10 protein-coding genes and 1 pseudogene are annotated in these 14,409 nt (G+C 73.8%); 2 read left to right on the top strand and 9 right to left on the bottom strand.

Going from position 1 to position 14,409, the window contains the following annotated elements; all coding sequences use genetic code 11:
* Window positions 1–572 (bottom strand): hypothetical protein (locus ADY59_RS50740; protein ID WP_197094102.1); only part of this gene is annotated, 572 nt, incomplete at its 3' end.
* Window positions 573–713: 141 nt separating this feature from the next.
* Between ADY59_RS50740 and ADY59_RS41935 the strand changes: the two genes are divergently transcribed.
* Window positions 714–4,397 carry a S8 family peptidase gene (locus ADY59_RS41935; RefSeq protein WP_049575187.1) on the top strand — a complete coding sequence of 1,228 codons (3,684 nt, stop codon included), beginning with the start codon at window positions 714–716 and terminating at the stop codon, window positions 4,395–4,397.
* 15 nt (window positions 4,398–4,412) lie between these two features.
* On the opposite strand, the gene ADY59_RS53595 is transcribed toward ADY59_RS41935, so the two are convergent.
* From ADY59_RS53595 to ADY59_RS41900, 7 genes are all read right to left on the bottom strand, one after another.
* Window positions 4,413–5,132, bottom strand: coding sequence for a cupin domain-containing protein (locus tag ADY59_RS53595; protein WP_049575183.1), 720 nt, complete (start codon window positions 5,130–5,132; stop codon window positions 4,413–4,415).
* On the bottom strand, window positions 5,129–6,037 hold the full coding sequence (locus ADY59_RS41925) for a PmoA family protein (protein WP_053175669.1): 909 nt from the start codon (window positions 6,035–6,037) through the stop codon (window positions 5,129–5,131). The genes ADY59_RS53595 and ADY59_RS41925 overlap by 4 nt, the downstream gene beginning before the upstream one ends.
* Window positions 6,034–7,158 (bottom strand): Gfo/Idh/MocA family protein, encoded by a 1,125-nt coding sequence (locus ADY59_RS41920; protein ID WP_049575179.1) that lies wholly within the window; start codon window positions 7,156–7,158, stop codon window positions 6,034–6,036. The genes ADY59_RS41925 and ADY59_RS41920 overlap by 4 nt, the downstream gene beginning before the upstream one ends.
* Window positions 7,159–7,222: 64 nt before the next feature.
* On the bottom strand, window positions 7,223–9,817 hold the full coding sequence (locus ADY59_RS41915) for a glycoside hydrolase family 78 protein (protein ID WP_049575176.1): 2,595 nt from the start codon (window positions 9,815–9,817) through the stop codon (window positions 7,223–7,225).
* Window position 9,818: 1 nt separating this feature from the next.
* Window positions 9,819–10,646, bottom strand: coding sequence for a carbohydrate ABC transporter permease (locus ADY59_RS41910; RefSeq protein WP_049575173.1), 828 nt, complete (start codon window positions 10,644–10,646; stop codon window positions 9,819–9,821).
* Complete coding sequence (locus ADY59_RS41905) at window positions 10,643–11,575, bottom strand: carbohydrate ABC transporter permease (RefSeq protein WP_231619152.1); 933 nt, start codon at window positions 11,573–11,575, stop codon at window positions 10,643–10,645. Before ADY59_RS41905 ends, ADY59_RS41910 begins: the two co-directional genes overlap by 4 nt.
* A complete protein-coding gene (locus ADY59_RS41900; protein WP_197094100.1) occupies window positions 11,569–12,870 on the bottom strand; it encodes an ABC transporter substrate-binding protein in 1,302 nt (433 codons plus the stop codon). Before ADY59_RS41900 ends, ADY59_RS41905 begins: the two co-directional genes overlap by 7 nt.
* A gap of 251 nt (window positions 12,871–13,121) precedes the next feature.
* Here ADY59_RS41900 and ADY59_RS41895 point away from each other — a divergent pair, with 251 nt between their 5' ends.
* On the top strand, window positions 13,122–14,129 hold the full coding sequence (locus ADY59_RS41895; protein ID WP_049575170.1) for a LacI family DNA-binding transcriptional regulator: 1,008 nt from the start codon (window positions 13,122–13,124) through the stop codon (window positions 14,127–14,129).
* On the opposite strand, the pseudogene ADY59_RS41890 reads toward ADY59_RS41895, so the two are convergent.
* Window positions 14,083–14,409: pseudogene (locus ADY59_RS41890) on the bottom strand (hypothetical protein); the annotation flags it as partial. The gene ADY59_RS41895 and the pseudogene ADY59_RS41890 sit on opposite strands and share 47 nt — an antisense overlap.

The following is a 14,409-nucleotide window of genomic DNA, read 5'->3' as shown; positions in this document are numbered from 1 at the left end:
CCCGCGCCCGCGGGGCCCCCCCCCTGCGCGCGGGCCCGGGGGGGGGGTGGCGGCCCCTGTCGCGGGGGCCGTGTGCCCCCCCCCCCGCCCCCCCCGCCCCCGCCCCGCCGCGCGACCTCGGCACGCTCCTCGCCCGGCTGCACCGCTGCGCCCCCGCCACGGCCGCCGGGCTCGGCGGCCGTGGCGGGGGCGCAGCGGTGCAGCCGGGCGAGGAGCGTGCCGAGCTCGCGCGGCGTGGCGGGCGCGGCGAGGTCGGCGGGGCGCAGATCGGCCCAGTCGTAGAGGCGCAGCCACCGCCCACCGGGTCCCGCGAGCAGGTGGCGGCCCTCGCGGTCGGGGTGGCTCGCCGGCAGCCGGACCCCGGCGCCGGCCGCCCGCCGGGCGAAGGCCAGCTCCGCCTCGACGACCGCGCCCGGCGGCGGCTCGCCGAAGATCTCCTTGAGCGCGTAGCGTGCCGGGCCGACGTCCAGGCGCCAGATCTGCCCCAGCGCGCCGCGCCGCCCCGCCGACACGGCCACATCCGTGTCCCATCCGAACGCTTCGCGCACGTATGCGATCAGTTCGTGATCCACGCCCCAGTATGGGCGGCGGAAACCCGCCATGGCGACTCTCCGCCGGTAACAAATCTTGGGATGACCCACCTGATGTCCTGACAATCTGTCCTGCGCGGTGTTAATGATCACCCGCGTGGAACAGAGGGAGGAACCCCAGAGATGCGACCACTGCCCCGTGCCGTCGCAGCGACCACCGGCGCGGCGGTGCTGGCCTTCGGGCTCGCCGTGCCGGCTGAGGCCGAAGCGGGAGGTCCGCCCGTCACGCCGGCGACCACGCACACGCTGACGCTGATCACCGGCGACGTCGTCGACGTCCGGACCTACGCCGACGGCCGGCAGGCCGCCGCCCCGCGACCGGCGGCGGGCCGCCCACAGCCCGCGTTCAAGACCGTCGAGCGGGACGGCGACCTGTACATGATCCCGCAGACCGCGCGGCCGCTGCTGGCGGCGGACCGGCTGGACCGGGAGCTGTTCAACGTCACCACGCTCATCGAGGCGGGCTTCGACGACGCGCGCCGCGCGTCGCTGCCGCTGATCGTCAGCTACGGCGGCAAGCGCTCGCTCGCCGCCCAGCCACCGCCCGCCGGGGCTCGCAGGACGCGGGTGCTCGCCAGCGCGAACGCCGTCGCCGTCGAGCGCGCCCCCGCGCGGGCGGCCGAGTTCTGGGACGCGCTCGGCCCGGCCTCCGCCAAGGCGGCCGCGCTGCCGTACGAGAAGATCTGGCTGGACCGGCCGGTACGGGCCACGCTGGAGGAGAGCGTGCCGCGGATCGGCGCCCCGGCCGCCTGGCAGGCGGGCTACGACGGCGCGGGTGTGAAGGTCGCGGTGCTCGACACCGGCGCCGACGCCACGCACCCCGACCTGGCGGGCCGCATCGCCGAGAGCGCCAACTTCTCCGACTCCGCCGACACGGTGGACCGCAACGGCCACGGCACGCACGTGGCGGCCACGGTGGCGGGCAGTGGCGCGGGCAGTGGCGCGGGCAGTGGCGCGGGCGACGCCGGCCGGCGCAAGGGCGTCGCGCCCGGCGCGTCGCTGTACGTCGGCAAGGTGCTCGGCGACACCGGCGAGGGCTACCTGTCGTGGATCGTCGCCGGGATGGAATGGGCGGCGGCCCAGAAGGTCGACGTCGTCAGCATGAGCCTGGGCACCCCCGACCCGTCCGACGGGCGGGACCCGATGAGCCAGGCGCTGAACACGCTGTCGAGCCAGTCGGACACGCTGTTCGTGGTCGCGGCGGGCAACGAGGGACCGGACGCGGGCAGCGTGTCCTCCCCCGGGGCCGCCGACGCGGCGCTCACCGTCGGCGCCGTCAGCAAGGGTGACGAACTGGCCGCATTCTCCTCGCGCGGCCCCCGCCCCGGCGACGACGCGCTCAAGCCGGAGATCAGCGCGCCGGGCGTCGCCATCGTCGCCGCCCGCGCCGCCGGCACCTCACTGGGCTCGCCGGTCGACGACCGGTACACGGCGCTGAACGGCACCTCGATGGCCACGCCGCACGTCGCCGGGTCGGCGGCGCTGCTCGCCCAGCGCCATCCGGGCTGGAGCGCCCAGCAGCTCAAGGCCGCGCTGATCAGCGCGGCCGAGCCGGTGGACGGCGACCTCGACGCGATCGGCTCCGGCCGGGTGGACGCCGGCCGGGCGGTCGCCCAGCAGGTGTACGCGAACCCGGCCACGATCAGCCAGCCGACCGTGACCGCCGACGCCGCCGCCCTGACCTCGTCGGTCGAGCTGGTCAACGCCGGCGACACGGCCGTCTCCCTGGACCTGACCCTGGACATGCGTGACAACCGGGGCGAACCGGCCCCGGCCGGCATGTTCACGCTGGCCGCGACCCGCGCCGAGGTGCCGCCCGGCGGCACGGCGCGGGTGCCGGTGGCCACCGACCCGTCCAAGAGCGCGCGGGGCCGCTACACCGGGCGGCTGCGCGCCACGGCGGACGGGGTCGCGGTGACGGTCGCGATCGTGCAGACCATCAGCCCGATCCGGCACCGCGTGGAGATCCCCGTCACCTACCGCGACGGCGGCGCGCCCGGCGACGGCTCCAGCGTGGACGTGCTCGACCTGGACACCGGCGACTTCCTCGACCTGCCGGTGCCCGCCGACGGCAAGCTCGTCGCCGACCTGCCCGCCGGGCGGTACTCGATGATGGCCACGCTGTTCGAGCCCCGGCACCCGAGCGTGCAGTCCGCCGAGGTGGTGTTCGCCGGCGACCCGGACGTCGAGATCACCGGCCCGGCGACGGTGCCGATCGACACCCGCGACGCCGGCCGGATCCGGCTGGACACCGCGAAACGGGCCGACCACTCCCAGGTCACGATCGGCCATGTCCGGCGCGGCGACGCGCCCGGCCTGCACTCGTCGTGGATGCTGACGCCCGCCACCGAGCGCGCCTACCTCACGCGCGTCCCGCGGGCGGAGAGCGGCGTGTTCGAGATGTACCACCACTGGGACCTGTACGCGCCGGTCGCCGCCGCCGAGGCGGGCGGCCGGGACGTGCGGCTCGTCCACATGGAGTACGGCCCGGCGTTCGACGGGCGGCGCGACCTGCCCGTGCACGACGGCGGCACGCGTGAGGACTTCACCGGCGTCGACCTGTCCGGCAAGCTGGCGCTGCTGAGCTACCGGCCCGGGGCGGACATGTTCCCGGCGATCGACAGCGCGGCCGAGGCGGGCGCCTCGGTCATCGTCGTCGCGCTGGAGGAGGCGCGGGGCGCGCTGTCGTACTGGGGCAGCGGGCTGACCGTGCCCGCGTTCACCACCGGCCGCGACGGGGCGGCGGCCCTGCGCGCGGCCGGGCGGGCGCGGCTGCGGGGCACCTCGGTGAGCCCGTTCTGGTACGACGTGCTCCGCTGGCACGACGGAGTCCCGCGCGACCTGCGCTACGAGATCTCGCCGCGCACCATGGCGCGCGTCGACGCGAGCTACCACGGCACCTCCGGCGAGGCCGGGTACGGCACCCGCGCCAGCTTCCGTCCGGCGATCGGCGGCATCATGATCAAACCGTCGCCGATCCTCGGCGCGATGCGGCGCGAGGAGTGGACGACACCCGGCGACCTGGTCGTCCGCACCCGGTTCCAGCGTTCGGTGGAGGGCGCGGAGCTGATCAGCGGCGACCGGGCGTACCGGGCGGGGCAGCGGGTGAGCGAGCACTGGTTCGCGCCCGGCGGGCCCGGCCAGCCGCGCGAGCTGTCGAGCGCCTACACCGAGTACGGGCTGCCCGCCCGGCGGAACGGTGACCAGGTGCGGATGCTGACGCCGGCGTTCGGCGACTCCGATCCCAGTCATTTCGGCTTCGTGTACGGCACGGGCGACCGGGCGTCGTTCGCGCTCCGCCGCGGCGGGGAGCTGATCGCCTCCGGCGGGGAGCTGTACAACCAGGTGTTCACCTTCCCCGGGGAGCGGGCGACGTACCGGCTGGAGCAGAGCGCCACCCGCGCGGCCGGCTGGTGGGGCACCGGCACCAGGACGGACACGGCGTGGACGTTCTCCTCGGCCCGGACCGGCGAGCCGGAGGTGCTGCCGTTGCTCACGATCGACTACGCGCTCGGCGTCGACCTGCGCAACAGCGTCCGGGCGCGCGGGCGGCACAGCTTCGGCCTCGCCGTCCGCGCGCCCACCGGCGCCGCCCCCGCGCGGATCGCCGGCGCCGCCGTCCAGCTCTCCTACGACGACGGCGCCACCTGGACCGACGTGCGGGCGGAGCGGCGCGGCGACGGCGAGTACCGGGTCAAGGTCCACCACAAGCGGCAGGACGGGCACGTGTCGCTGAAGGTGGCCGCCTGGGACAGGTCGGGCAACAAGGTCGAGCAGGTGATCGTCAGGGCGTTCGCACTGAGGTGATCGGGCGGCCGGGCTTCAGGGGCTGAGCGTGGCAGGGTTGGCGACGTCGTGGGCGCGCAGCCGGCCGCACATGCCCCAGCGGTCCTGCGGCGCGCTCTCCATCAGCGCGGACCGCAGCAGGTGATCGCCGTCGCCCCGGTCCAGGGCGTCGAGCACGCCCGCGGTGTGGCGGGCCTGGGCGGCGACGGACTCCTCCCAGATCTCCCGCCACCGGGCGACGGCGGGCCGCACCAGCGCGACCGCGCTGGCGTAGAGCCGCAGCAGCGGGCCGGTGTCCCCGGCCCGCAGGGCGTCGGCGACCTGGTGGAAGCCGTCCACGGCCAGGTCCCGGCGGCGGGCGACGGCCTCCTCGGCCGCCTCCGGATCGGCGGGCAGGGCGGCCGCGGCCCGGTAGCGGCCGGGGTCGGCCAGGATCTCCGGCGGGAACGTCATGACGGCGTCGCCCGCCTCGGGCAGCCCGGCGTTCTGCATGACGACCACGACCTCCAGGCCGCCCCGGTTGACGGCCCGGTGGATGGTGCCCGGCGTGAACCAGATGGTCGAGCCCGCGCTCAGCTCGCTCTCGCGGAACCCGTTGACGTCGAGCGTCTGCAGGGCGCCGTGGCCGCCGACGACCACGTACGCCTCGGTGGAGGCGGTGTGCAGGTGCGGGGTGCCGCCCGCGAGCCCGTCGGCGCACGCGCCCGGGTAGACGGACAGGCGGCTGACCGACGTCCCGCCGGGGAACGTGGTCATCGGGCCGCCAGCGCGGCGCGGCCCCGGCCGGCGAGCAGCGCCGTGCCCTCCTCGCCCCGGTCGCCGTCGCCGATCACGACCGCGTAGCGGAACCGCAGCGTCCCGCCGTCCGGCAGGTCCAGTTCCTCGCCGAAGAACGGCGCCGGGCACAGGCAGGCGAAGTCCTCGCTGCGCGCGAACCACTGCGGCGGATGCCGCGGGTTGGCCGTGTCGTCCACGACGACGATCGTCGAGTGGCCGCCCGTTTCGTCGTGCCGGCCGCGGAAGCCGAACCACTCGGCGCGCGTCCCGCGCAGCTCGTCGCCGCCCGCCTTGTCCGGCGACTGGACGACGCCGCCGGTGAACGACCTCGGGCCGCGCCAGAACAGGCCGCCGTAGCCGGCGTTCTCGCGTCCCTTCGTCGTGGGCGAGCCGAACGCCAGCGTGCCGCCCGACACGTTCGTCATCGCCGTGTCGAACACCAGCGACCAGGTCGTCCCGTCCACCACGGCCGCGCCCAGCGACCGCCGCTCCTCGATCACCGGGTCGCCGGCCTGCGACGTCCAGTCGAGCGTGTGCGCCAGCTCGGCGGCGGCGCCCGCCGACAGGCCGGTCATCTCCCGGTGCGTGGCGCTGCCGTTGTTGCCGAGCTGCACGTAGGACCTGCCGTGCACGTACGTGGGGCCGCCCCAGAAGTTGTGCTCCCCCACGTGCGGCAGCGACCAGGCGATGCCCTTGTGCCACACGTGGTCGTGCGGCCGGAACAGCGACACGAGCGCGCCGCCGAGGGTGCGGATCGGGTGGATGTACGGCTTGGGGGACTCCCGTACCGGCGTGTCCGGGCGGTAGACGTAGGTGAACAGCTCCGCGTCGCCGGCCGAGACGGTGACCGACCGGCCGAGCTCGTGGTTGACCTGCAAAGTCACTTGGTCCTCCGGTGTTCCCAGGGGGCGCCGGTCCCGTCCATGCGCAGCGCGAACGGGCTGCCGGGCGCGATCTGGCCGGCTCGCACGCGCTCGCCGGTGAAGGCGGAGGCGTACAGCGCGGCGATGAACTCCATCGTCCGCCGGGTGTCCGTGCTGGTCACCGGCGGCGCCTGGCCGTCGTCGAGGGCGTCGAGCACGGCGGTGAACCAGTCGTCGTGGCCGCTGGCCGCGCCCGGGCCCTCGGGCTTCCACAGCCCGGCGACGTCCTCGTGGCCGGGCGCCGGGGTGACCTTCCAGTCGTCGTCGGTGTAGCCGTACAGGTGCTCCACCTCGACGGTGGCGCGCTCGTAGTCGAAGCGGAGCGCCGAGGTCTGCCGGGGTGACAGCACCGAGTTCACCACCGTGGCGATCGCGCCGTTCTCGAAGGTGACGATCGCCGCCGACACGTCCTCGGTGTCGACCGGGCGTGCCTGCCGGGCGGCGACCGCCGTGACCTCGCTCCACGGGCCGAGCACCGACAGCAGCAGGTCGAACTGGTGGATGCCGTGCCCCATCGTCGGGCCGCCGCCCTCCGACTCCCACGTGCCGCGCCACGGCACCGCGTAGTAGGCCTCGTCGCGGTACCACTGCGTGTCGCAGGTCGCCAGCAGCGGGCGGCCCAGCTCACCGGCCCCGGCCAGGCGGCGCAGCCGCAGCGCGCCCGCGCCGAACCGGTGCTGCAGCACGGTCGCCACGTGCGCCGTCGAGCGGCTCTCCGCCTCGGCAAGGGTGTCGAACTCGGCCAGCGACAAAGTCGGCGGCTTCTCGATCAGCGCCGTCACCCCCGCCTCCAGGCACTCCAGCGCCAGCGGCGTGTGCAGCCCCGGCGGGGTGCACACGTGGACCAGGTCCACCTCCTGCGCGGCCAGCAGCTCGGTCAGGCTCGCGTACGCGGCCGGGCCCGCCTGGCCGCCCCGCCATCTTCCGGCGAACGACGTGGCACGGCCGGGGTCGACGTCGGCCACGGCGACGAGGCTGGCCCGGCCGCCCGAGCCGGCGATGGCCCGGGCGTGGGCGTCGGCGATGGCGCCGGTGCCGGCTATGGCGGCCCGGTACGGGCCCGGAGAGCTGGGAAAGCGCATTCCGCAGGCTTGCACGCCCGTCACGCGGCCGTCAAGGGCCGGCCGGGCGGGCGAGTAAAACGATTCAGCCCACGGGCGTCCCCTGACCGGCCTCCGGGAAGGGGCAGTGGAAGGTGTGGTGGCCGGCGACGGCCTCGAACGGCTCCCGGCCCGGGAGGTCGATGGTGGCGGTGGTGTTCGGGGGGACGAGCACGTCCACGGTCAGGCGGTCGCCGGAGCGCCGCCAGCTGACCTCCGCCGGTCCGCGCGGGGTGAGGTGGCGGGCGCGGGCTCGGGTGAGCCCCCCGCCGGGGCGGGGGCGGACGAGCAGGCGGCGGTAGCCGGGCTCGGCGGGGGCCAGGCCCGCGACGGTGCGGTGCAGCCAGTCGGCGACCGCGCCGAGGGCGTAGTGGTTGAAGGAGGTCATCTCGCCCGGGTTGACCGTGCCGTCGGGCAGCATGCTGTCCCAGCGTTCCCAGATGGTGGTGGCGCCCATCGTCACCGCGTACAGCCAGGACGGGCACTCGGTCTGCAGCAGCAGCCGGTAGGCGTCCTCCAGCGAGCCGGACTCGGCGAGGGCGTCGCAGATGAGCGGCGTGCCGACGAATCCGGTGCCGATCCGGTGGCCGTTGGCGCGGACGAGCTCGGCGAGGCGGACGCCGGCGCGGGCGCGGCGCTCCTCGCCGTCGAGGAGGCCGAAGCGCAGGGCGAGCGCGTAGGCGGTCTGCGAGCCGGCGTACATGTCGCCGGACGGCTCGGTGTAGGCGGCCTCGAAGGCGGCCCGGACGCGGTCGGCCAGCTCGCCGTAGCGGCGGGCGTCCTCGGTACGGTCCAGCGCGGCGGCGGCCCGTGACAGGAGGCGGGCTGACAGGGCCAGGTACGCGGTGGCGACCAGCGCCGGGTCGGTGCGCGCCTCGAAGGGGCGTTCCGGCGGCGCGGTCGGGTCGAGCCAGTCGCCGAACTGGAAGCCCTCGTCCCACAGGTGCTTGTCCCCGGCCAGCCCGGCGATCTGGTCCACCCAGGCCGTCATGCTGGGGTACTGGGCCCGCAGCACCTCCAGGTCGCCGAAGCGCTCGTACAGCACCCACGGCACGACCACGGCGGCGTCGCCCCAGGCGGCGGCCGGCTCCACCGGGAACAGGAGCTGCACCCAGGGCACGTAGTGCGGGACGGTGCCGTGCTCGGCCTGTTCGGCGGCGAGGTCGGCCAGCCACGACGCCAGCATGCCGGAGCAGTCGTAGAGGAAGGCGGCCGCCGGCGCGAAGACCTGGATGTCGCCGGTCCAGCCGAGGCGCTCGTCGCGCTGGGGGCAGTCGGTGGGCAGGTCGACGAAGTTGCCGCGCATGCTCCACACGACGTTCTCGTGCAGCCGGTTGAGCGCGGCGTCGGAGCATTCGAACCAGCCGGTGCGCTCCAGGTCGGTGTGGCAGACGACGGCTTCGACGTCGCCGGGGGCCGGTTGGCCGGGCCAGCCGTCGACCTGGGCGTAGCGGAAGCCGTGAATGGTGAAGCGCGGCTCCCACTCCTCGGGGGCGTCGTCGCCGCGCAGCGTGTACGCGTCGCGGGCGGCGGCCTCGCGCAGCGGGCGCAGGCCGAGGGCGCCGTCCTCGAGCACCTCGGCGTGGCGGAGGGTGACGGTGTGGCCGGCCGGGCCCTGCACGCGGATGCGCAGCCGGCCGGAGACATTCTGGCCGAAGTCGAGGATGGTCTCGCCGCCGGGGCCGGTCAGCGTCTCCACCGGGCGCAGCGTCTCGGTCCGGCGCACCGGCGGGCCGGTGGGGGCGGTGAGCAGGGCGGGGTCGTGGCCGAGCGGCTCGGCGGGCAGCCAGGAGGCGTCGTCGAAGCCGGGCGCGGACCAGCCCGCGGGCTCCAGCCGGGCGTCGTGGCTCTCGCCGTCGTACAGACTGGCGGCGGTGACGGGGCCGGGGGCGCAGCGCCAGCTTCCGTCGGTGACGACCAGGTCGGTGGTGCCGTCGGCGTAGGTGATCTCCAGCTGGGCGATGAGCGCGGTGCGGTCGCCGTACGTGCCGGTCCGGCCGCCCCGGAAGCCGAGCCGGCCCCGGTACCAGCCGTCGGCGATTGTGGCGCCGATGGCGTTCGGCCCGGCGGCCAGCAGGCCGGTGACGTCGTAGGTGCGGTAGCGCAGGCGGTGGCCGTAGCTGCTCCAGCCGGGGGCGAGCACGTCGTCGCCGACGACCGTGCCGTTGAGCTCGACCTCGTACAGGCCGTGCGCGGTGACGTACAGGCGGGCCCGCGTGACCTCGCCGCGCACGGCGAAGTCGCGGCGCATCAGGAGCGCGGGGCCGTCGGGCGGGCCGAGCAGGGACCTCGGCGGGGCCGCGGCGGCGGCGCGCCAGTCGGCGGGGTCCAGCAGACCGGTCTCGGCCCGCGCCCACGGGCTCCAGTCGCTGGCGGAGCCGTCGGCGCCGTGCACGCGGACGCGCGCGCCGCGCCGCTCGCGCGAGCCGAGCGGCGCACCGGGCCAGGCGACCAGCGTGTCCCGCGCCGACTCGACGACGCCGGTGGACGTGCCGTCGCTCAGCTCGATCTCGTACGCGCGCTGCCGCCAGCCGGGGACGCCGGTGGCGACCGTCCAGGACAGGCGCGGGGCGGGCTCACCGATGCCGAGGGGGTGCCGGTGATGCTCGAAGACGGGGGCGTGGACGTGCGGAGGGGTCATGTCATCCTTTGATGGCGCCGGCGGTCATCCCGGCGACGATCTTGCGGTTGAAGAAGACGAACAGCAGCAGCGGCGGGATCGTGATCAGGACGATGTCCATGAACAGCAGGTTCCACTGCGTGCTGTACTGGCTCTGGAAGTTGTAGAGGGTGACCTGCACGGTGGCGTTGTCGTCGCCGGGCAGCAGATACAGCGGGTTGACGAAGTCGTTGAAGACGGCCACCGAGCTGGTCAGGATGACCGTGATGGTGACCGGCCGCAGCAGCGGGAAGACGACGCGGAAGAACAGTTTCACGCCGCCGCAGCCGTCGATCTGCGCGGCCTCGTCCAGTTCGCGCGGGATGGCCGCGATGAACGCCTTGAACAGCAGCATCGCGAACGACAGGTTGAAGGCCACCTCGGCCAGGATCAGCCCGGGCATGGTCTTGAACAGGCCGAGCGTCTGCAGCAGCCAGATCGTCGGCACGACCGCCGGCGGGATGATCAGCCCGGACAGCACCAGGAGGTCGGCGACCTTGGCGACCTTGCCGGGGCGGCGCTGCAGCACGAACGCGGCCATCGCGGCGAAGACCACGATCAGCGCGACGGACGCGACGGTCAGGACGGTGCTGTTGACGTAGGCGCGCAGCAGCACGTAGTCGCGGGCCTCGATCACCGCCATCAGGTTCTCCACCACGGGCCAGCTGGTCGGCCAGGCGAAGTCCAGGTCGATGGCCTGCTCCTCGTCCTTGACCGCGGTGAGCAGCATGAGGGCGAACGGGATGAGGAAGACGACGGTGGCCACGACGAGCGCGGCGCCCTCGGCGCCGAACCTGCGCAGGGTTCTCACGCGGCCACCTGCCTCTTGCCGAGGAACCAGGTGAGCGGGACGGCGATGGCGGTGACGACGACGAACAGGATGACGTTCCCGGCGGTCGACAGGCCGTAGAAGCCGGCCTGGTACTGCTTGTAGATGATCGAGGCGATGGTGTCGCTGGTGAAACCCGGGCCGCCGCGCGTCATCGTCCAGATGAGGTCGAAGGAGCGCAGTCCGCCGATGAACGACAGGATGATCACCGAGTAGGTGGCGGGCCAGCTCAGCGGCAGAGTCACGTGCCGGAAGCGGTGCCAGGCGCTGCCGCCGTCGACCGCGACCGCCTGGTGATACTCCTGCGGGATGGACAGGATGCCGGCGATGTAGATGACGGTGGCCAGGCCGACGCCCTTCCAGACGTCCACCAGCGCCACCGACAGCAGCGCCGTGGTGGCGTCGCCGAGCCAGTCCGGCCCGTCGATCCCGACGAGGGCCAGCGTCTTGTTGACCAGGCCGGTGTCGGGCCGCAGCAGCACGCTGAACGTGATGCCGACGGCGACGGTGCTGACCAGCACGGGGAAGAACACCACCGACCGCAGGAAGCCGCGCAACCGCAGCTTCGACGTCAGCAGCACGCCCAGCAGCAGGCCGAGCACGACCTTCAGGCCGCTGGTGAGAACCGCGTAGACGAACGTGTTGGCGAAGCCGATGCTGAGGTTCTGCTCGGCGAAGAAGTCGCGGAAGTTCTGCAGGCCGACGAACTCGCTGTCGAACAGGGTCCAGCGGGTCAGCGAGAAGTAGAACGCCATGACCGTCGGCACCAGGAAGATCACCACGTAGACGATCCCGGCCGGCAGGTAGAACGCGTACGGGTAGGCGGCGCGCCGCCGGGCGCCCGTGGCCCGGGCGTGGCCGGTGGGCAGGCCGGGCCCGGTGCGGGGCCCGGCGTCCTGTCGGGTCACCACCCGGCCAGGCCCAGCTGCTTGGCCTGCTTCTCCACGTCCTTGTCGTACTGGGCGGCCCCCTCGGCGGGCTTGGTGAGCCCGGAGCCGACGGCGACGGTGATCTGCTCCAGCGACGGGCCCTTCACCGGCGAGACGAACTCCAGCGCGGGCGCGCTGTCGCCGGCGTCGATGTAGGCCTGCAGGTCCTTGGCGGCCTGGATGGCGTCGCCGGGCAGCTCGGCGCCGTCGATCCGGTACGGGCCGGGCGGGGCGACGACCTTGTTCACGGCGTCGGCGGCCGGCGGTGAGGCGACGAAGGCCAGGAACTTCTTGGCCGCCTCGGCGTGCTCGGTGGTCTTGGCGACGTAGATGCCCGGCGGCTCCCAGATGGTGGCGCCGTTCGTGGCCGGGTCGGCGCCGGGGATGCCGAAGAAGCCGATGTCGGTGGCGGCCTGCGGCATGGTGTCCACCAGCGGCGGCAGCTGGGCGCTGAGCATCGCGTAGTGCGCGCCCTTGCCCTCGACCAGCATCTTCATGCCCTGGTCGACGGTGGCCGAGCCGAAGCCCTCGTTGAGCAGGCCCTTGGCGTGCAGCTCGGCCAGGTGCTCGAAGCCCGCCATGGCGGCGGGGGTGGCGGCGAACTTCGCCTTGTTGGCCGTGTAGTCCTGGGCGAAGGCGGGCACGGCGGCCTGGACGTTGTAGTAGTCGCCCAGCACGAACAGCTGCGAGCTCCAGGTGTCCTTGAACGTGGCGATGACCGGGGTGACGCCGGACGCCTTGATCTTGTCGTTGTTGGCCATGAACTCGGCCCAGGACTTGGGCACCCGCAGGCCGAGCTTGTCGTAGACCTTGCGGTTGTAGAGGATGCCGCCGCCCATGGCGGTGCCGGCGGGCACGCCGTAGACCTTGCCGTCCTGCGACACCACCGGCAGGAACGACTCCTGCACGTTGGCCAGGACCGGGTCGCCGGTCAGGTCGAGCATGGACTGGGCGGGGTTGAGGGCCTGCAGCAGGGAGCCCGAGTTGTACCAGAACACGTCGGCCATGTCGCCGGTGGAGAGCCTGGTCTTGACGATGTTGTCGCCCTCGCTGCCGCCGGGCCGGGTCTCCGTCTCGATCTTGATGGTGGGGTCGGCCCGCATGAAGGCGTCGGCGAGCGCCTTGGCGGTGTCCACGGTCGCCTGGCTGTTGTCCACCAGGAAGGACAGGGTCACGGTGCCGTCGGACGCGGGCTCCGGGCCCGATCCGCAGGAGGTCAGGGCCGTCATCGCGAGAACGGCCAGAGCCGCTCCCAGCGTGCGGTGAGAGGTCTTCACAACGCCCCTCCGGGTTAGTTGAATCGTTTTAAAGGCCCCCGATGCGAGTTAACGTAGGCGCTTCCCCGGGAGGCGTCAAGGGGCGTTTTGGAGAACGGTCCTCTATCGTTACCCGTTGTCCACCGGCCTTCCAGATCGACTGGGGGCGTTGTTGTGGGTAACGTTACCCATCCCGGTCACCGTGCGGAGCTCGTACAATCGGACCCGGATTCCAGGAAGGGGACACATTGGCCGCGCAGGAGCGGCGACGCGTGACCATCACCGACGTCGCCAGCCACGCCCAGGTCTCCACCACCGCCGTGTCCAAGGTGTTGCGTAACGCCTACGGCGTCAGCCCGGCCATGCGCGACCGGGTGCGGGCCGCCATCGACGAGCTCGGCTACCGCCCGCAGGCCGCGGCCCGCGCCATGCGCGGGCGCACGTTCACGATCGGCGTGCTGCTGCCGCACATCAGGAACCCGTTCTTCCCCGACATCGTGGACGGCATGACCGAGCAGGTCGCCGACGCCGGCTACCAGGTGATCATGGTCCAGGGCGGCGGCGCCACCCCCACGGCCGAGCGCCGCGCCATCGAGGCGCTGGTGGACCGGCAGGTCGACGGCATCCTCATGATCGCCCCGCTGGCCTCCAGGACGCAGCTCGAAGAGGTCGCCGCGACGACCCCCACGGTCGTGCTCGGCCGCCACGAACGCTCCGCCGTCTACGACTCCGTGCTCGACGACGACGAGGCCGGCACCGAGCTGGCCGTCGGCCACCTCATCGCGCTCGGCCACCGCCGCATCGCGCACATCGCCCAGAAGGACGGCAGCCGCTCCCGGCCCGCCGCCCTCCTGCACGCCATCCGGGCCAGGACCTACGAGCGGGTGATGACCGAGCACGGCCTGGCCGATCACATCGCCGTCGCCGCCACCTCCTACACCGAGGAGGGCGGCCACCGGGGCACCCGGCAGCTCCTGGCCGCCACGCCCCGCCCCACCGCGATCTTCGCCGGCGCCGACATGGCCGCCTTCGGCGCGCTCGCCGCCCTCCACGAGGCGGGGCTGCGGGTGCCCGCCGACGTCTCCGTCGCCGGCTACGACAACACGAGCATGGCCGCGCTCGCGCACATCTCGCTCACCAGCGTCGACCAGGACGGCGCCATCATGGGGCGGACCGCCGGGCGGCTCCTGCTCGAACGCGTCGAGGGCCGCGCCTCGTCGGTGCGCTTCGTCGTCACCCCGACGCTGGTCCCCCGCGCCTCGACGGCTCCCCCGCCGTGACCTTCCGCGCCGTACGCATGCCGAACAGGAACCGGGTCAGCCGGGTCCGCCGCACCAGCACGTCATAGGCGGCCACCGTCAGGGCGAACGAACCGGCGGCGATGATCACGTACTTGACGGCGATCGGCGCCTCCAGCCGCACCACCCCGAACGCCACGGCGACCACGATCGGCTGGTGCAGCACGTACAGCGGCAGCACCGCCTCCGCCAGATAACGACGTACACCCCCGCCCCCGCCCGGAGCGGAGGCAGGAGCGGGGGCCGGGGCAGGAGCAGGTGC

The organism is Nonomuraea sp. SBT364, assembly GCF_001083785.1.
In the GTDB taxonomy this organism is placed as follows: domain Bacteria; phylum Actinomycetota; class Actinomycetes; order Streptosporangiales; family Streptosporangiaceae; genus Nonomuraea.
This window is presented reverse-complemented; position numbering and strand designations above follow the sequence as displayed.

Coding starts and splice junctions, on each gene's coding strand:
- ADY59_RS53595 (WP_049575183.1), bottom strand. CDS start 5,132: ATGACCACGTTCCCCGGCGGGACGTCGGTCAGCCGCCTGTCCGTCTAC.
- ADY59_RS41920 (WP_049575179.1), bottom strand. CDS start 7,158: ATGCGCTTTCCCAGCTCTCCGGGCCCGTACCGGGCCGCCATAGCCGGC.
- ADY59_RS41935 (WP_049575187.1), top strand. CDS start 714: ATGCGACCACTGCCCCGTGCCGTCGCAGCGACCACCGGCGCGGCGGTG.
- ADY59_RS41915 (WP_049575176.1), bottom strand. CDS start 9,817: ATGACCCCTCCGCACGTCCACGCCCCCGTCTTCGAGCATCACCGGCAC.